Below are 16807 nucleotides of genomic sequence, written 5' to 3' on the forward strand. Positions count from 1 at the left end.
GGGCAGACGAGTGAGGTCACCGTTCGTATCACGCAAGGAGATGCAGTGCTCGACGCCGACTTCTTCCGCCGTTGGATGACGGCGGCCGCCGCGTCCGTCGACCGCGAGGCCGACCGGCTGACCGCACTCGACTCGCCGATCGGCGACGCGGACCACGGCAGCAATATGCAGCGCGGCTTCCGCACGGTCACGGCCGCGCTGGAGAAGGAGGCGCCGGCGGTGCCCGGAGCGGTCCTCCAGCTCGCGGGCCGTCAGCTGATCTCGACGGTCGGCGGTGCCTCCGGCCCGCTGTACGGGACGTTGCTGCGCCGCACCGGCAAGGCCCTCGGGGACGCCGCCGAGGTCACCGAGGAGCAGCTGACCGAGGCACTGCGAGCGGGCGTCGACGCCGTGATGGCGCTGGGCGGGGCCGCGCCCGGCGACAAGACCATGGTCGACGCCCTGGTGCCCGCGGTCGACGCGCTCGCCGCCTCGTTCCGGGCGGCGGCGGCAGCCGCCGAGGAGGGTGCCGTGGCGACGATCCCGTTGCAGGCCCGCAAGGGCCGGGCGAGCTATCTGGGTGAGCGCAGCATCGGGCATCAGGATCCCGGCGCCACCTCCTCCGCCCTGCTGATCGCCGCGCTCGTGGAGGCCTCCGGTGAGTGAGAGCACGGAGAAACTGGTCGGCATCGTGCTCGTCTCGCACAGCCCGGCGGTCGCCGAGTCGGTGGCCACGCTGGCAAAGGCGCTGTCGGGCGGCGGGGCCACCGCGCCCGTCGCCGCGGCGGGCGGCACGGCGGACGGCGGGTTCGGAACGAGCCCGGAGCTGGTGGCCGCCGCGGCGGCCTCCGTCGACCGGGGTGCGGGAGTCGCGATCGTCATGGACCTGGGCAGCGCGGTCCTCACCGTGAAGGCGCTGCTCGCGGAGGGCGACGAGCTGCCGCCGAACACGCGGGCCGTCGACGCACCGTTCGTGGAGGGTGCGGTCGCCGCGATGGTCACGGCGTCGACGGGCGCGGACCTGGCGGCGGTGGAGGCGGCGGCCAGGGAGGCGTACTCCTACCGGAAGGAGTGAGGGAAGGCCCGAATCGTCGGAATGGTGCGGCCGAGGGCCGGGGCGGAACGGGGCCCCGGCCGCTCGGCCGCGTTCGCCGGCGCGGAATCAGCGACGACAGCGGACCGCGCCGTCGGCACGAACTGCCCTCGAAGGCAAGCGAGTTCACGCCGCGTCGGGCACCAGCATACGTATCCCGGGCGCGCCTCGGTCAACGCCGCCCCGTCCGCGGGCCCCGGTTGGGCTTTCCGGGTGCGGCGGATCCGCTATTCGGGTGCGGGCAGCTTCTGGAACTCCTCCAGGGCGTGGGTGAGCCACTGGATCCAGAAGGTCTCCAGGTCGATGCCCGCCCGCAGCACGAGGTGCTGGAGGCGGTCCCGCACCGAGTCACGGCCGGTCCCGAAGTCGCGTTGCTCGATCGCCCGGTACTCGGCCAACTGGCGCCGGTGCAGGTCGAGATGGCGGCGCAGGTCCGCCTCCATTCCCTCGGTGCCGACGACGGCGGCGGCGCGCAGCCGCAGAAGCAGCACGTCCCGGTGCGGTTTCGGGTCCTGGGAGGCGGCCGTCCAGCGGGCGAGTTCGGCGCAGCCGGCGGGCAGCACCTCGTACGACTTCTTCTGCCCGCGCGCCGGCTGCTCGGCGGGCAGGGCCCGGATCAGGCCGTCGTTCTCGAGGCGTCCCAGCTCGCGATAGATCTGCTGGTGGGTGGCCGACCAGAAGTAGCCGATCGACCGGTCGAACCGACGGGTCAGTTCGAGCCCCGACGACGGCTTCTCCAGCAGGGCGGTCAGGATCGCGTGGGGCAGGGACATGGCTCCATCCTAGGGACCGGCCGCGGCGCCTAGAGCGCCGCCGCCAGCTCCGTGCCCTGCTTGATCGCGCGCTTGGCGTCCAGCTCGGCCGCCACGTCGGCGCCGCCGATGAGGTGCGGGGTGCGGCCCGCGGCCAGAAGCTCCTCGTACAGGTCGCGGCGTGGCTCCTGCCCGGTGCACAGGACGATCGTGTCGACCTCGAGGAGGCGGCTCACGCCGTCCACGGTGATGTGCAGTCCGGCGTCGTCGATCCGGTCGTAGCCGACGCCCGGCACCATGGTCACGCCCCGGTGCCTCAGCTCGGTGCGGTGGATCCACCCGGTCGTCCTGCCGAGTCCGGCGCCGACCTTCGAGGTCTTGCGCTGCAGGAGGTGGACGGTGCGCGGCGGAGCGGGCCGCTCGGGGGCGGTGAGGCCGCCGGGAGCGCGGTAGTCCATGTCGACGCCCCAGTGGCGGAAGTACGTCGCCGGGTCCTCGCTCGCCTTGTCGCCGCCGTCGGTGAGGTACTCGGCGACGTCGAACCCGATACCGCCCGCGCCGAGGATCGCGACGCGGTCGCCGACGGGCGCGCCGTGCCGCAGCACGTCGAGGTAGCCGAGGACGCGGGGGTGGTCGATGCCGGGGATGTCGGGCGTGCGGGGGCTGACGCCGGTCGCCACCACGATCTCGTCGTATCCGGAGAGGTCACCGGCGGCGACCGGGGTGTTCAGCCGGACGTCCACACCGTGGAGGTCGAGCCGGGTGCGGAAGTAGCGGAGGGTCTCGTCGAACTCCTGCTTGCCCGGCACCTTGCGGGCCACGTTGAGCTGGCCGCCGATCTCGCCCGCGGCCTCGTAGAGCGTGACGTCGTGGCCGCGCTCGGCGGCGGACACGGCACAGGCGAGTCCGGCGGGGCCGGCGCCGACGACGGCGACGCGCTTGCGCAGCCGGGTCGGGGCGAGGACGAGTTCGGTCTCGTGGCAGGCGCGCGGGTTGACCAGGCAGGAGGTGATCTGTCCGCTGAAGGTGTGGTCGAGGCAGGCCTGGTTGCAGCCGATGCAGGTGTTGATGGTCTCGGGCCGCCCGGCCGCGGCCTTGGCGACGAAGTCCGGGTCGGCGAGCATCGGACGGGCCATGGACACCATGTCGGCGTACCCCTCGGCGATCAACTGATCGGCCAGCTCCGGGGTGTTGATGCGGTTGGTCGTCACCAGCGGGACCGAGACGGCACCCATGACCTTCCTGGTCACCCAGGCGTACGCGCCGCGCGGCACGGAGGTGGCGATGGTGGGGATGCGGGCCTCGTGCCAGCCGATGCCCGTGTTGATGATCGTGGCTCCGGCGGCCTCCACCGCCTTGGCGAGGGTGACGACCTCCTCCAGGGACGAGCCGCCGGGGACGAGATCCAGCATGGAGAGCCGGTAGACGACGATGAAGTCCTCGCCGACCGCCTCGCGGACGCGGCGCACGATCTCGAGCGGGAAGCGTGTCCGGTTCTCGTAGGAGCCGCCCCAGCTGTCGGTGCGCCGGTTGGTGCCCCCTGCGATGAACTCGTTGATGAGGTAACCCTCGGAGCCCATGATCTCCACGCCGTCGTATCCGGCTCGCCGGGCCAGGCGGGCGGCGCGGGCGTAGTCGTCGATGGTCTGCTCGACCTCGGCGTCGGTGAGCGCGTGCGGGACGAACGGGCTGATCGGCGCCTGGAGGGCACTGGGTGCGACCAGGTCCTGGTGGTAGGCGTAGCGGCCGAAGTGGAGGATCTGCATCGCGATCCGCCCGCCCTCGCGGTGCACGGCGTCGGTGATGACGCGGTGCTGTTCGGCTTCCGCCTCGGTGGTGAGCTTGGCGCCGCCCTCGTACGGGCGTCCGGCCTCGTTGGGGGCGATGCCGCCGGTGACGATGAGCCCCACTCCCCCGCGCGCCCGCTCGGCGTAGAACGCGGCCATGCGTTCGAAGCCGTGCTCGGCCTCTTCCAGGCCCACGTGCATCGAGCCCATGAGCACACGGTTGGGCAGCGTGGTGAAGCCCAGGTCGAGCGGGGTCAGCAGGTGCGGGTAGCGGCTCATGGGGCCCTCCGTGCGGCGTGTCGTCCGTCTGTTGTAGACGACGGTCAGCAGTTTGTGCAACTAGTTGCACAAACGGGGAGCCTCTCGGAGCGGCCGGCTAGTCCACGTCCACGTCGTCGAAGAGGTCGAGCATCCGGGTCAGCACCCGCAGACACGCCTGCACCTCGGCTTCGGTCAGGTCGCCGCGCGCCTGTCGCAGCAGGGCGTGTTCGCGGGCGGTGACGGCGTCGATCACCGCCCGGCCCTCGCCGGTGAGCCGGAACAGCGGGGAGCGCTTGTGGGCGGGGTTCGGGAGGCTCTCGACCAGCCCGCGCGCCACCGCCCCGTTGACCATCCGCTGCACGAACTGCCTGCTGAGGGCCTGAGCGCGCCCCATCTGCGGGACGGTCATGGGCCCGCGGTCGCAGAGCAGGGCGAGAACGGCGCGTACGCCGACGGAGACACCCTCGATCGCCTCGGCCTGCTCCACCTTGCGCTGCACCCGCCGGTACAGGGGGCCCACCAGGGCGAACACCTCCATGAGACGGGGGGCGAGGGCATCCGGGGGAAGTGGCGTGTTCTGATCGGTCACACCGGCGATTATGACACCCGGGTTGTCAATGTCTCCAGAAGTTGACACCTTGGTTGCCATGACGGAGACCCTGAAGACCTTCGAGACGGACGACGGCCGGCTGATGTATCGCGACGAGGGTGCGGGGGCGCCACTGGTGCTGCTGCACGGCGGCTTCCTCGACCACCGGATGTGGGACGCCCAGATCCCGGTGTTCGCGCGGACCCACCGGGTGATCGCCCTGGACGCGCGCGGCCACGGGGCGTCCGCGAACGCGACCCGCCCGTTCCGCCACACCGACGACCTCGCCGCGCTGCTGCGTCACCTCGGCACCGGTCCCGCGACCCTGGTCGGGCTGTCGATGGGCGGAGCGATCGCCGTGGACACCGCCCTGGAGCACCCGGACCTCGTCCGCGCCCTCGTCGTCAGCGGCGTCGGCACGAGTGAGCCCGACTTCCGGGACCCGTGGACGCAGGCCGTCAGCTCCGCGTACTGGCATGCGCTCGGCGCGGGCGACATCGACGCCTTCGTGGACGCGTTCGCCCGGTTCGCGTACGGCCCGCAGCGCACGGTCGAGGACGTCGACCCCGAAGTCGACCGGTGCGTACGGGAGATGGCCCGGACGACGATCACCAAGCACAGCGACGGCGAGCCGGACCTCTGGGTCCGCATCACCGACACCTGGGCCCGCGCGGCGAAGATCGAGGTACCCGTACTGGCCGTCAACGGCGGCATCGACTCCCCCGACCACATCGGCATGGCCGAGCGTCTGGTCCGCACCGTCGCCCACGGCCGGGCCACGGTCGTGGAAGGCACCGCGCACTACCCCAACATGGAGCGGCCCGACGCCTTCAACGCGATCGTCCGGGAGTTCCTGGACTCGTCGGCCGCCTAGACCAGCGGCGGGTGCCGATCAGCACGTTGGCGCACAACTCCTCCGAGACGGCGAGCCGGACGTCGAGACCGCCGCGGGTGAACGCCTCGAGGGCGGAGGGGACCTGGCGTTCGCTCGCCTCGACGAGCAGACGGCCGCCGGGGGCCAGCCACGCGGAGGCCTCCGCGGTGACCCGGCGCATCACCTCCAGTCCGTCGAAGCCGCCGTCCAGAGCGGTCAGGGGCTCGTGGTCACGGGCCTCCGGCGGGAGCAGCGCGACCTCGCCCGTGGGGACGTAGGGGACGTTGGCGGTCAGGACGTCCACACGGCCGCGCAGTTCGTCCGGGAGGGCGGCGAACAAATCGCCCTCGTGGACCCGGCCGCCGTACGCGGCGACGTTGCTACGGGCACAGCGGACGGCCACCGGGTCGATGTCGGCGGCGTGGAGCTCGGGCCGGTCGAGCCCGGCCGCCAGCGCCGCGCCGACCGCACCCGAGCCGCAGCACAGGTCCACGACCAGGCGGGCGCCGCGAGAGACTGCGAGGGCCTGTCCGACGAGGAACTCGGTGCGGCGGCGGGGCACGAAGACGCCCGGCTCCACCGCGATGCGCAGGCCGTGGAACTCCGCCCAGCCCAGGACGTGTTCGAGGGGAAGCCCGGCGACGCGCCGGTCGACCATGCGGGCGGCCTCGTCGGGGGTGCGGGCGGTGGAAAGGATCAACTCCGCCTCGTCCTCGGCGAAGACACAGCCGGCGGAACGCAGCACGGAGACAACGTGGGAACGTGACAGTGGTGGCATGAAGCCGGGACAGCCTTCCGGGGGACCGAACGGCGCCCTCACCCGGCGGCGGTGATCCGCGCCGTCCTGAGGTGGGAGAGCACCCGAGCCGACACAGCGGTAATGGGACTCACCTCCTCGGTCACACCGGCCGGGACGGTCCGCGGCCAGGACGGACACCCTAGCAGGAGGGACGTTCGCGGAAGCTCCCGGACCGCCGGGACGCCCGCCCCCACCGCAGTTGTATTCTGCAACTGCGGCGTGCGAGGGAGGTCCGGTGCAGACAGAGCGCACCACCGCCGCGTCCGCGGCGGAAGCCGCCGTCGAGACCATTCAGCGCGAGATGACGGTGTTCGCCCGGCGTGCCCGGGCCTCGGCGGGACGCATGCACCCGGAGCTGTCCCTCGTCTCGTACACACTGCTCGGGCACCTGGAGGAGAGCGGCGGCTGCCGGGCGACCGATCTGGCGGCGCACCACGCGCTGGACAAGTCCACGGTCAGCCGGCAGGTGGCCGCGCTGGAGCGAGCGGGGTGGGTCGAGCGGCGGCAGGATCCGGACGACCACCGGGTCCAGGTGCTGCAGCTGACGGAGGCGGGTACGCGGATCCTCGCCCAGGTGACGGAGAGCCGCCGGGAGGCGTTCCGGGAGCGGCTCACGGGCTGGCCACGGGAGGACCTGGAACGCTTCGCGGCCTACCTGCTGCGCTACAACACGGCGGCGGCCGCCACACCGTTTCGGCCGCCCGCCACGGCTGCCCGCTGACGGCGAGCGACGGCAGCGACGGGAAGGGGCCCGCCTGCGGCGACCCCCCTCAGCCCTGTTGGCGGATCTCCGCCACTGATGTCAGGTCCCCACCACCTGCTGGTCCCCCAGCCGCTCGGGAACCCGCGCCGCCAGGAACGTCGTCGTGCGGCGCAGGCGGAAGCCGAGCGACTCGTAGAGGCGTAGGGCGTCGGTGTTGCCCGCGCCGCTGTGCAGGAACGGGGTCTCACCACGCTCGCGGATGCCGTGCGCGACCGCCAGGACCAGTCGGCCGGCCAGGCCCTGCCCGCGGAAGGCCGGGTCGGTGCACACGGCGCTGATCTCGGTCCAGCCGGGCGGGTGGAGCCGTTCGCCCGCCATGGCGACCAGCGCCCCGCCCCGGCGGATGCCCAGGTAGGTGCCCAGTTCGATGGTGCGCGGCAGGAAGGGGCCGGGCCGGGTGCGCGCCACCAGGTCCAGCATCTCCGGCACGTCGGCCGGGGTGAGCCGTAGGGCCTCCGGGTCGGGCGCGGCGGCGATCCCGTCGTCGACGAGCTGCACGCCGTCGAGGGCGAAGGTGATCTCCCAGCCGTCCGGGACCCGCCCGCGGAAACCGGCGAGCGGCGCCTCCGCGCCCGGGCCGGCGAGCGCCGCGAGGTCGGCCCAGTCGTCGGCGTCCGGCTCGTCGGGCAGGCCCACCCACGGCGACACGTCGAGGGGGTAACGCAGGACGCGGCCCCGGCGCTCCGCGAAGCGGGCGTGCGGGCCCGTCAGCGAGGAGAGCGTGGGGTTGTCGAGGACGTGGTCGCTCATGCGGCGACCTCGATCAGGCGGTCCGGCACGTGCGCGGCCACCGCCGCGTGCAACACCGCGCACTCGGTGTATCCCCCGGCCCCCGTGTCGCCGAAGGCCGCGTGGCCGGGGGCGAGTCCGGGCACGCCCGCGCCGACCTCCTCGACGATGCCGGCGGGCTCGCTGCCGGACACCCCGGGGAACTCCGGCGTGCCGGTGTCGCCGGCGCGTCGCAGGCCCGGGCGCAACTCGAAGCCGACCGGGGCGACGCCCGCCGCGCGCACGGCGACGAGAAGCCGCACGGGGCCGCGGCCCGGCCGGTCGGCGCCGATGACCGTCTCCGTCCCGGGTCCGCCGTGGCGGGTGTACGCGTACGCCTGGGGCATGCCCTGACTCACTCTCCTTCGCTGCCGTCGGCCCACCGTCGCAAGGAGCCGGCGGTCCCGGCCATTACAGAGCAAGGAAGATCACGGGGCCGGCTATTCCCGGACGCCGGGAGAGTTCGGGAGAGTCCGCACGCATGCGGTGACCGGCCCCGGCGAGCGGTCGGCGGGCTCTCACCGCGGTGGCGGGCCAGGTTTCCCGGGCACGGGTCCGGGAACCTGGCCCGGGAGGGAGAATGAGCATGAGAGCCGCTTCACAAGCCGCTTCGTGTCGGACGCGTCCCGTCGTGGACGGCGTCGCCCCGGTCGCGGGAGACACCCCGGGCCACGCGCCGAGTGGCAGCGCCGTCGCGCACCGACTCGTCGGCGGGGCAGGGCGGCAAGGAGGTCGAGATGCGAACCCGGGTGCGCGGCTGGCGCTGGAAGCGCAATCCGCTGCGCCGCCGTTGTGATGTCGTCGAGGCGTGGACGGCGCTGGTCGTCGCCGTGCTGCTGTGCGTCGGGGCGCCGCTGGTCGGCATGGCCGTGGGCCGGCGGGCGTACGACCAGGGGCACGCCACGCAGGTGGCCCAGCGCGCCGAACGCCATCAGGTGGCCGCGGTGCTCGCCGAGGACGCCCCCGGCGCGGCGCCCATGACGCAGGGCGGGAGGCAGCCCCTGTACCCGGCGAAGGTGCGCTGGAGCGAGCCGGGCAAGGGCACGCTGACCACGATCGCGGAGGTCCCGGCGGGTTCGCGGAACGGAGACCGGCTGCCGGTGTGGGTGGACTCCGGGGATCGCGGGGTCGCCCCGCCGCCCAGTGACGGCGCGGTGTGGCAGCACGCCGTGTCGGCCGGTGTGTGGGCCGCGGGCGGCATGGCCGCCACGGTGCTCCTGGCCCGCGCCGTGATCAGGCGGGTCGCCGAACGGCACCGCATGGCGGAGTGGGGGGCCGAGTGGGCCCGCACGGGACCGGAGTGGGGGCGCCGGACGGCCTGACGGGGGGGATTCACAAGGAGGCCAAGGAAGGTCTGGCCGGTGCGTGACGGCCACCGTACGGTGAGATCACCGCACCCGACGTCAAAGGTGGTCCTTCATGGCCCTGTTCGACCTGCCGGTGGACGAACTCCGCACGTACCGCAGCGCGTCCGTGGAGCCGACGGACTTCGACGCGTTCTGGGCGAAGACGCTCCAGGAGGTCCGGGAGCACGACCTGGACGCCCGGTTCGAGCCCGTCGAGTCGGGACTGAAAACGGTCCAGGTGTACGACGTGACGTTCGCCGGGTTCGGCGGTCACCCGGTGAAGGCCTGGCTGGCCGTGCCGGTCTTCCTGGAGGGTCCGCTGCCGACGGTCGTGGAGTTCGTCGGCTACGGCGGCGGACGCGCCCTCCCCCACGAGCATCTGCTGTGGGCGTCGGCGGGATTCGCGCACTTCGTGATGGACACGCGGGGGCAGGGCAGCGGGTGGGGCGGCGGTGAGACGCCGGACCCCGTGGGCAGCGCGCCGTCCTACCCCGGGTTCATGACGCGCGGCATCGAGGAGCCGGAAAGCTACTACTACCGGCGGGTGTTCGCGGACGGGGTGCGCGCCGTGGAGGCGGCCCGCGCGCATCCGCTGACCGACGCCTCCCGTACCGCGGCCGTCGGCGGCAGCCAGGGCGGCGGCATCACGATCGCGGTCGGCGGTCTCGTACCGGACCTGGTGGCCGTCGCGCCGGACGTGCCGTTCCTGTGCGACTTCCCACGCGCCACGACGACGACGGACCGCCACCCGTACCGGGAGATCGGCGGTTACCTCAAGACGCACCGCGGCCGCACCGAGCAGGTGATGCGGACCCTGTCCTACTTCGACGGCGTGCACTTCGCCACGCGCGGCCGGGCGCCCGCGCTGTTCTCGGCGGCGCTGGAGGACCAGACGTGCCCGCCGTCGACGGTATTCGCCGCGTTCAACGCGTGGGCGCACGAGGACAAGACGATCGAGGTGTACGACTTCAACGACCACGAGGGGGGCGGCGCCCACCAGCAGGCGGTCAAGCTGCGCTGGCTGCCGGCCCGTTTCTGACGGGTCGGCGGACCCGGCAAAGGCGCGTCCGGGCCCGGTCAGGTCCGGGTGGCCACGATCAGCCGGCAGCGCGGGCTGCCGTCGGGCCGGTGGCCGAAGTCCGTCAGCGCCCGGTGCTCCACAGTGAATCCGGCGCGGGTCAGCTCGCGCCGGACGTCACCGAAGCGGAACGTCCGGTAGTACATGACGAACGGCGGCCGCCACAGGGCGTTGCGCACCCTCATGGCGGTGTCGAAGCCGAGCAGCGCCCAGTACCAGGGGGAGGCCGGGGACGGCGGCGCGCCGACCGGGAACACGAAGCGTCCGCCGGGCCGCAGCACGGAGTACACCTCGGCGAACAGGCCGGGCAGCTCGCGCGGCAGGAAGTGGCCGAACGCCCCGAAGCTCACCGCCAGGTCGAAGACGGAGCCGAAGGGCAGGGCGCGGGCGTCGGCGCGCACCCAGGCGATGTGCGGCGGCCCGTCGGACCGTACGCGTGCGTGTGCGACGGCCAGCATGCCCGCGCTGAAGTCGACGCCGGTGACGCTCTCGCGGCAGACCGTGCGCAGCACCTCCGTGCCCGCGCCCGTGCCGCAGCACAAATCCAGCCCGTGTGCGAAGGGCCCCATCGCGCTCAGCTCCCCTCGGACGGCGTCCAGGACTGCGGCCGGAGTCCGGAAGGGGGTGTGGTCGAACTTGGGCGCGAGCAGGTCGTAGCCGCGCTCGACCGACGACAGGGCCTGGAGGGTCAGCTCGCGGAGGGTGGGACCGTACGGGGAGAACATCCGCATCAGCTTACGCCCGGCCTCCACGGGGCCCGAGGGTTCTGGCTACGCTGGCGGTGAGGGTGAGGTGAGCCACCGTGCACTCGGTACCCGGCAGCCCCGAAGATCTCGTGCGGGCGCTTCGAGCCGTCGGGATCCGTGACGAGCGACTGCTGGAGGCCGTGCGGACGACGCCGCGGGCCCGGTTCGTCCCGGCCGCCCAGAGGGCCGCCGCCTACCGGGACGTACCCGTTCCGATCGGGCAGGGGCAGGTCACCACGCAGCCGTCGCTGTCGGCCGTGATGATCGGGAGTCTCGGGCTGGGCGGAACCGAGCACGTCCTGGAGGTCGGTACCGGTCTGGGCTTCCAGACCGCGCTGCTGGCCCGGCTGGCCGGCGACGTGGTCAGCGTCGAGATGCGGCCGGACATCGCCCGGCAGGCGCGCGGCAACCTGGCCGGGCAGGGCGTGCGGAACGTGGAGCTGCGGGTCGGTGACGGCAGCGGCGGCGTGCCGGACCGCGCCCCGTACGACGCGGTGATCGTCTCGGCGGCGTTCCCCGAGGTGCCCGAGCCGCTGGTCGCGCAGCTACGGCCGTCCGGTCGCCTCGTGCAGCCGGTCGGGCCGGGCGGGCACGAACAGGTGGTGTGCTTCGAGCGCACGGCGTCCGGGCTGCGGCAGTGGCGGATCGTGACCGCGGCCTGCTTCGTCCGGCTGCTGGGACGGTACGGCTTTCCGCAGGACGACTCCGAGATCACCTGAGGCCGGAACACATCGCGTGCCGTCCGCGTTCTCCCCGGCAGAACCGCCGAGTGCTACAGTGCGGTGAGCACTTGTGTACGCCCCGTCCGGGGCGCCGGTGCCTGTTTCCCTCCACTCGCCGTCCGCCCGTCGTTGCCGACCGGCGCACCGGCTTCCCTTTCGCCACCTCGTCGACCATCGCGTCGTACGCCGTACCCGAGGTGCCGTTCCTCGCCGCGGCGAGGCGTGAGCACGCCGCCTCCCGGCCTCTCCCCCCCTTCTTCTCCTCCTTCCTGCCGTTCCTGAAAGGCCCTCCATGACCACCACACTCGAACACCCTCCGATCCAGCAGGAGCGAACGCCCCAGACCGTCACCGGAGTCCTCGACATCGACGCCGGCGGGAAGGGACACCTGCGCGCCGAGAGCTCCCTCGCCTCTCCCGCCGGCCTCCCCGTCGCCCCCGCCCTGATCCGACGTCACGGCCTGCGCAGGGGCGACGCCCTCGTCGGCACCCGTACCGGGCGCTCCCTCACCGAGGTCGAGCTGGTCAACGGCCGAACCCCCGAGGAACTGCGCGGTCGTCCGCACTTCCGCGACCTCACCCCGCTGCACCCGCGTGGGCGGCTGCGGCTCGAACACCCGGCGTCGGGCCTGGGCGGACGCGTCATGGACCTCCTCTCGCCCGTCGGCAAGGGCCAGCGCGGGCTGATCGTGGCCCCGCCCAAGACCGGCAAGACCGTGCTGCTCCAGCAGATCGCCGCGGCCGTCGCCGGCAACCACCCCGAATGCCACCTGATGGTGGTGCTGCTCGACGAGCGGCCCGAGGAGGTCACCGACATGCGGCGTTCGGTGCGGGGCGAGGTGTACGCCTCCACGTTCGACCGGACGCCGAAGCAGCACATCGCGCTCGCCGAACTGGTCGTCGAGCGCGCCAAGCGGCTGGTCGAGCAGGGCCAGGACGTCGTCGTCCTGCTGGACTCGCTGACCCGGCTGTGCCGCGCCCACAACAACGCGGCCTCCTCCGGTGGCCGCACCCTCAGCGGCGGCGTCGACGCATCCGCCCTGCACGGCCCGAAGCGCTTGTTCGGCGCCGCCCGTCTGGCCGAGGAGGGCGGTTCGCTCACCATCCTGGCCACCGCCCTGGTGGACACCGGCTCCCGGGCCGACGAGTTCTTCTTCGAGGAGCTGAAGAGCACCGGGAACATGGAGCTGCGCCTCGACCGCGCTCTGGCCGCCCGCCGGATCCACCCGGCCGTGGACATCCCCGCGTCCGGCACCCGGCGTGAGGAACTCCTGCTGTCTCCCTTTGAGTTGGCGGCCGTACGGGGGCTGCGGCGCGCGCTGCGGTCACCGGGGCAGTCCGCCGTGGAGACGCTGCTGGAGCGGATGCGGGCGACGCCCGACAACGCGGCCTTCCTGCGCCAGGTCCAGCCGACGCTGCCGGCCGGCTGAGTGGACGGGCTGATCCGTCCGGCCGGGCACGCCCCGGCGTCAGGCATCCGGGTGCACGATCCCCCCACTCGGCTCACGCCGACCGGGCGGACGCCCGCGCACCGTTCCTACGGTGTCCGGTATGAGCATCGGATTCTCCTCTCGCGCCCTCCTCTCCTGCTGCGCTCTCGGCGCCGCCGGCCTGTCGGTCCTCGCGCCGCCCCCTGCCGCCGCAGGCACGGGCGCCGACTCCGACGCTCCCCGGCCCGCGACGTCGCAGCAGCCTCTTCTGTACAAGTCCGGGACCCAGGTGCGACCACGCCCGGGAGCCCCCGAGGTCCCCTCCGTGTCGGCACTGTCGTGGCTGGTGGCCGACGCCGACACCGGTGACGTGCTCGCCGCGCACGACGCGCACCGTCCGCTGCCGCCCGCGAGCACCCTCAAGACGCTCTTCGCGCTCACCGTGCTGCCGGAGCTGCCCGCCGACACCCGGCACACCGTCACGGGGCGGGAGCTGGCGGACGTCGGGCCCGGCAGCAGCCTCGTCGGCGTCAAAGAGGGGCTCACCTACCGGGTGAGCGACCTGTGGAAGGGGGTCTTCCTGCACTCGGGCAACGACGCGGTGCATGTGCTGGCCGCGCTGGACGGCGGTGTGCGGACCACCGTCCACCGGATGCAGGCCAAAGCCCGGCAACTCGGCGCCTTCGACACCCGGGTGGTCTCGCCGGACGGGTACGACGCTCCCGGGCAGGTGTCGTCGGCGTACGACCTCGCGGTGTTCGGACGGGCCGGGCTGCGGAACCCGGACTTCGCCCGGTACTGCTCCCTGAGAGAGTCGACGTTCCCCGGCGACGGCGCCTCGTACGGGATCCGCAACACCAACCGGCTGCTGACCGGTGCCGACGGTGTCGGACGCTACCCGGGGCTGATCGGCATCAAGAACGGCTACACCAGCAACGCGGGCAACACGCTCGTGGCCGCGGCCCGCCACGGAGGGCGCACCCTCGTGGTGACGGTGATGAACCCTCAGGAGGGCGGAGGACTCGCGGTCTACGAGGAGGCCCGCTCGCTGCTCGACTGGGGATTCGACGCCGCGGGGCGGGTGACGCCGGTCGGATCGCTGCTGCCCAAGGGCTCGCGCGTGGCGCGGTCCGGCCCCACCGCGCTGCCGACGGCGGCGCTCCGCAAGGAGGACGACGGCTCGTCCGACTGGCCGGAGGCGGGGACGCTCGCGGGCGCCGTCGGTCTGGGTACGGGCGCGACGGTCGCGCTGGCGCTGCGGCTGCTGGGCAGACGGAGGCGTGACTGACCGACCGGCAGCCCGAGCAGCAGGCCGAGGGTGATCCATGTGTAGGTGTTGCTGCCGAGGAAGCCGTCGATCCCGGACGCGTCGTCGAACCACAGCCAGACCACGCTGGTGCACAGCACCGCGTACAGGACGGCGGCGGTGCGCAGTCGACGTGCGTGCACCAGCACCGCGAACGAGGGCAGCAGCCACACCAGATGGTGCACCCAGGTGATCGGGGAGACCAGGCAGGCGGTGAGCCCGGTGAGGGCGAAGGCGGCCCGCCAGTCCCCGGTCCGCAGCGCGCGGTGCGTACGCCACGCCCACACCGTGAGGACCAGGACGACGATCAGCGCCCAGGCGGTCCGGCTGGGATCGTCCGGCGCGGCGAGTCTGGCGAGGACGCCCTGCAGGGACTGGTTGGAGACGTAGTCGAGGCGTCCGACACGGGTGGTGTCCCACAGGGCGCTGGTCCAGTAGAAGCGGGAGGCGTCCGGCGCCGCCCACGCCGCGAGCAGGGTGGCGGCCCCCGCGACGGCGATCGCCACGGCGGCGGCGCGCCATCTGCGGGCGAGCAGCAGCAGACCGATGAAGACGGCCGGGGTCAGCTTGACGGCCGCCGCGAGCCCGATACCGGCCCCGGCCCGGCGCCCGCGACCGGTGGACAGCAGCCAGGCGTCGGTGAGCACCAGTGCCAGCAGCAGGAGGTTCACCTGCCCGAAACTGAGGGTGTCGCGCACGGGTTCGAACAGGGCCAGCGTGCAGGCGGCCAGGCCCCAGCCGAACCAGCCGTGGCGGGTCAGCTTGCGTCCGATGAGGATCCACACCACGGCGGCCAGGGCCGCCAGATTGAGCAGCAGGGCGACCGCGATCGCCGTGTGCAGGCCGACGAACGCCATCGGGAGCATGCAGAACGCGGCGAACGGCGGATACGTGAAGCCGTACGTCGTGCCGGGCACGTGGTAGTCGTAGATCCGGCCGCCGTGGTGCATCCAGGCGTCCACGGTCCCGTAGTAGACGCGCAGGTCGAACCAGCCGCGCAGCAGCGGCACGGTGGCGGTGAAGACGGTCACGGCGGCGGCGAGGCCGAGGACGAGGGCGAGCCGTCCCCTCTCGGTGCGAGGAAGTCTCACGCGGCCCGTCCCAGCATCGGTGCCCGGGCCGCCTGGTGTGCCTGCCACAGCACGACCACGGCGAGCGCGCCGCCGGAGACGGCCAGCACCACCTGGGCGAGGTCGGGCGGACGGCCGCTCGGCAGCACGGCGAGGGCGAGGACGGCGGTGGCGGCGGCCACCCGGTGGCGTACGGAGGTGCTGGGGGCCGCGGCGGCGATCAGGAACAGCCCCCACAGGGCGTACCAGGGGCGGATGGCCGGGCCCAGGACGGCGACGACGGCGAGGCTCAGGCCGAGCGCGTAGACCGGGGCGGGACGCAGTCTCACCCAGATGACCAGCACGGTGATCGCGGTCGCGGCGACCCCGACCGTGTGCCAGGCCGGTTCCGCGAGGGGTGCGAGGTCGCTGCCGAGACCGTCGAGCAGGCGGCCCGTGACCCGGCCGAGGACGCTGGTGGGTGACCAGTTGTGCGGGGAGACGGGTGTCTTCAGGGCCGCTATCCAGCCGTATCCGGTGCCGGCGACGGCGGTGGCCGCGACGGTGGTGGCGAGTGCGACCACCGTGGTCGTCACCGTCGCCCGGAGGAGGCCGACATGCCAGCGCAGCGCGATCGCGGCGAGCAGGCCGAGCGCGGCGGGTGCCTTGACCAGGGCGGCGAGCGTGACGAGAACGACGCCGAGGACGTGCAGCCGGCCGCGGGCGGCGAGCAGGCCCATGCCGAGCAGCCCGAGCATGAGGGCGTCGTTGTGGGCGCCGGCGACCAGGTGCAGCAGGACGAGCGGGTTGAGGGCGCCGAGCCACAGCGCGGCGGCCGGGTCGGCGCCGCAGTGCCTGGCGAGCCGCGGCAGCGCGAACGCCATCAGCGCCACGCCGAGCAGCGCCACCAGCCGCATGCCGAGCAGCCCGGCCGGCAGTTCGCCGCGGGTCAGTGCGGACAGCGCGGAGGCGACGACGAGGAAGACCGGTCCGTAGGGGGCCGCGGTGTCCCGCCACACGGGCGCCACCTGGTCTGCCAGGGGGCCGCCGAGCCGAGCGGGACCGTAGGCGTAGACGTCGAGGTGGGCGTGGACCATGGCGCCCTGGGCGAGATAGCTGTAGACGTCCCGGCTGAACAGCGGCGGGGCCAGCAGCAGCGGCGCCGCCCAGGTGGCGAGGACGAGCAGCAGGGCGCGCGGCGTCGGCGGTTCGGGCCCGCGGATCACTCGGCCGAGCAGGGCCCAGGCGGCGATCAGCAGGACCACGCCGAAGTACACCCCCACCAGTCCGAGCGCGGCGCGCCCGGACTCGGGGGAGGCCAGGTCCTCGACCGGCAGGGCCCCGGCGGTCTCACCGCCCAGTGCGAGAAAGGCGGTACCGGCCAGACCGAGCGCCTGGCAGCGGCGGAGATCGACGGGAAAAGCCATGGCCAACACTCGGGAAGCGTGTCAACACCGGGTGGCCGG

General features: G+C 73.4%; 17 protein-coding genes and 1 pseudogene. 9 read left to right on the forward strand and 9 right to left on the reverse strand.

Annotated elements, in window-relative coordinates; genetic code table 11:
* Positions 1–45 precede the first annotated feature (45 nt).
* Positions 46–645 carry a dihydroxyacetone kinase subunit DhaL gene (dhaL, locus tag AC5WS8_RS01605; RefSeq protein WP_496101415.1) on the forward strand — a complete coding sequence of 200 codons (600 nt, stop codon included), beginning with the start codon at positions 46–48 and terminating at the stop codon, positions 643–645.
* Positions 638–1054, forward strand: coding sequence for a PTS-dependent dihydroxyacetone kinase phosphotransferase subunit DhaM (locus AC5WS8_RS01610; protein WP_496101416.1), 417 nt, complete (start codon positions 638–640; stop codon positions 1052–1054). The genes dhaL and AC5WS8_RS01610 overlap by 8 nt, the downstream gene beginning before the upstream one ends.
* A 245-nt stretch (positions 1055–1299) precedes the next feature.
* Here AC5WS8_RS01610 and AC5WS8_RS01615 read toward each other — a convergent pair whose 3' ends face one another.
* From AC5WS8_RS01615 to AC5WS8_RS01625, 3 genes are all read right to left on the reverse strand, one after another.
* Positions 1300–1845, reverse strand: a complete 546-nt coding sequence (locus tag AC5WS8_RS01615; RefSeq protein ID WP_496101417.1) for a PadR family transcriptional regulator — start codon at positions 1843–1845, stop codon at positions 1300–1302.
* A 29-nt stretch (positions 1846–1874) separates the two neighbouring features.
* Positions 1875–3890 (reverse strand): FAD-dependent oxidoreductase, encoded by a 2016-nt coding sequence (locus AC5WS8_RS01620; RefSeq protein ID WP_496101418.1) that lies wholly within the window; start codon positions 3888–3890, stop codon positions 1875–1877.
* Positions 3891–3987: 97 nt separating this feature from the next.
* Positions 3988–4461: a MarR family winged helix-turn-helix transcriptional regulator gene (locus AC5WS8_RS01625; RefSeq protein WP_496101419.1), complete on the reverse strand. Its 474-nt coding sequence runs from the start codon at positions 4459–4461 to the stop codon at positions 3988–3990.
* A gap of 58 nt (positions 4462–4519) precedes the next feature.
* On the opposite strand from AC5WS8_RS01625, the gene AC5WS8_RS01630 reads away from it, so the two are divergent.
* Positions 4520–5335: an alpha/beta fold hydrolase gene (locus tag AC5WS8_RS01630; RefSeq protein ID WP_496101420.1), complete on the forward strand. Its 816-nt coding sequence runs from the start codon at positions 4520–4522 to the stop codon at positions 5333–5335.
* Here the strand turns inward: AC5WS8_RS01630 and AC5WS8_RS01635 are convergent.
* On the reverse strand, positions 5292–6113 hold the full coding sequence (locus tag AC5WS8_RS01635; protein ID WP_496101421.1) for a putative protein N(5)-glutamine methyltransferase: 822 nt from the start codon (positions 6111–6113) through the stop codon (positions 5292–5294). The genes AC5WS8_RS01630 and AC5WS8_RS01635 overlap by 44 nt on opposite strands.
* Positions 6114–6435: 322 nt before the next feature.
* Between AC5WS8_RS01635 and AC5WS8_RS01640 the strand changes: the two genes are divergently transcribed.
* Positions 6436–6855: a MarR family winged helix-turn-helix transcriptional regulator gene (locus AC5WS8_RS01640; protein WP_496101918.1), complete on the forward strand. Its 420-nt coding sequence runs from the start codon at positions 6436–6438 to the stop codon at positions 6853–6855.
* Between the two features lie 81 nt (positions 6856–6936).
* On the opposite strand, the gene AC5WS8_RS01645 is transcribed toward AC5WS8_RS01640, so the two are convergent.
* Together AC5WS8_RS01645 and AC5WS8_RS01650 are read right to left on the reverse strand one after the other, a co-directional pair.
* Positions 6937–7647 carry a GNAT family N-acetyltransferase gene (locus AC5WS8_RS01645; RefSeq protein WP_496101422.1) on the reverse strand — a complete coding sequence of 237 codons (711 nt, stop codon included), beginning with the start codon at positions 7645–7647 and terminating at the stop codon, positions 6937–6939.
* Positions 7644–8012, reverse strand: coding sequence for an alcohol dehydrogenase catalytic domain-containing protein (locus AC5WS8_RS01650; protein WP_496101423.1), 369 nt, complete (start codon positions 8010–8012; stop codon positions 7644–7646). The genes AC5WS8_RS01645 and AC5WS8_RS01650 overlap by 4 nt, the downstream gene beginning before the upstream one ends.
* 390 nt (positions 8013–8402) lie before the next feature.
* Between AC5WS8_RS01650 and AC5WS8_RS01655 the strand changes: the two genes are divergently transcribed.
* Complete coding sequence (locus tag AC5WS8_RS01655) at positions 8403–8987, forward strand: Rv1733c family protein (protein ID WP_496101424.1); 585 nt, start codon at positions 8403–8405, stop codon at positions 8985–8987.
* A gap of 97 nt (positions 8988–9084) precedes the next feature.
* On the forward strand, positions 9085–10050 hold the full coding sequence (locus AC5WS8_RS01660) for an acetylxylan esterase (RefSeq protein WP_496101425.1): 966 nt from the start codon (positions 9085–9087) through the stop codon (positions 10048–10050).
* A gap of 38 nt (positions 10051–10088) precedes the next feature.
* Here the strand turns inward: AC5WS8_RS01660 and AC5WS8_RS01665 are convergent, their stop codons facing one another.
* The gene (locus AC5WS8_RS01665; protein WP_496101919.1) at positions 10089–10814 is read right to left on the reverse strand and encodes a class I SAM-dependent methyltransferase; all 726 of its coding nucleotides are present in this window, start codon (positions 10812–10814) and stop codon (positions 10089–10091) included.
* A 77-nt stretch (positions 10815–10891) separates the two neighbouring features.
* Here AC5WS8_RS01665 and AC5WS8_RS01670 point away from each other — a divergent pair, with 77 nt between their 5' ends.
* The 3 genes and pseudogenes from AC5WS8_RS01670 to AC5WS8_RS01680 form a co-directional block, all read left to right on the forward strand.
* Positions 10892–11554 carry a protein-L-isoaspartate(D-aspartate) O-methyltransferase gene (locus tag AC5WS8_RS01670; RefSeq protein ID WP_496101426.1) on the forward strand — a complete coding sequence of 221 codons (663 nt, stop codon included), beginning with the start codon at positions 10892–10894 and terminating at the stop codon, positions 11552–11554.
* A gap of 295 nt (positions 11555–11849) precedes the next feature.
* A complete protein-coding gene (gene rho, locus AC5WS8_RS01675; RefSeq protein WP_496101427.1) occupies positions 11850–12986 on the forward strand; it encodes a transcription termination factor Rho in 1137 nt (378 codons plus the stop codon).
* A gap of 121 nt (positions 12987–13107) precedes the next feature.
* Positions 13108–13932: pseudogene (locus tag AC5WS8_RS01680) on the forward strand (D-alanyl-D-alanine carboxypeptidase family protein); the annotation flags it as partial.
* An 83-nt stretch (positions 13933–14015) separates the two neighbouring features.
* Here the strand turns inward: AC5WS8_RS01680 and AC5WS8_RS01685 are convergent.
* Both AC5WS8_RS01685 and mptB read right to left on the reverse strand, forming a co-directional pair.
* A complete protein-coding gene (locus AC5WS8_RS01685) occupies positions 14016–15383 on the reverse strand; it encodes a glycosyltransferase 87 family protein (protein ID WP_496101428.1) in 1368 nt (455 codons plus the stop codon).
* On the reverse strand, positions 15380–16768 hold the full coding sequence (gene mptB, locus AC5WS8_RS01690) for a polyprenol phosphomannose-dependent alpha 1,6 mannosyltransferase MptB (RefSeq protein WP_496101429.1): 1389 nt from the start codon (positions 16766–16768) through the stop codon (positions 15380–15382). The genes AC5WS8_RS01685 and mptB overlap by 4 nt, the downstream gene beginning before the upstream one ends.
* Between the last annotated feature and the right edge of the window lie 39 nt (positions 16769–16807).

The sequence above is a fragment of the Streptomyces sp. PTL18 genome (genome assembly GCF_059510295.1).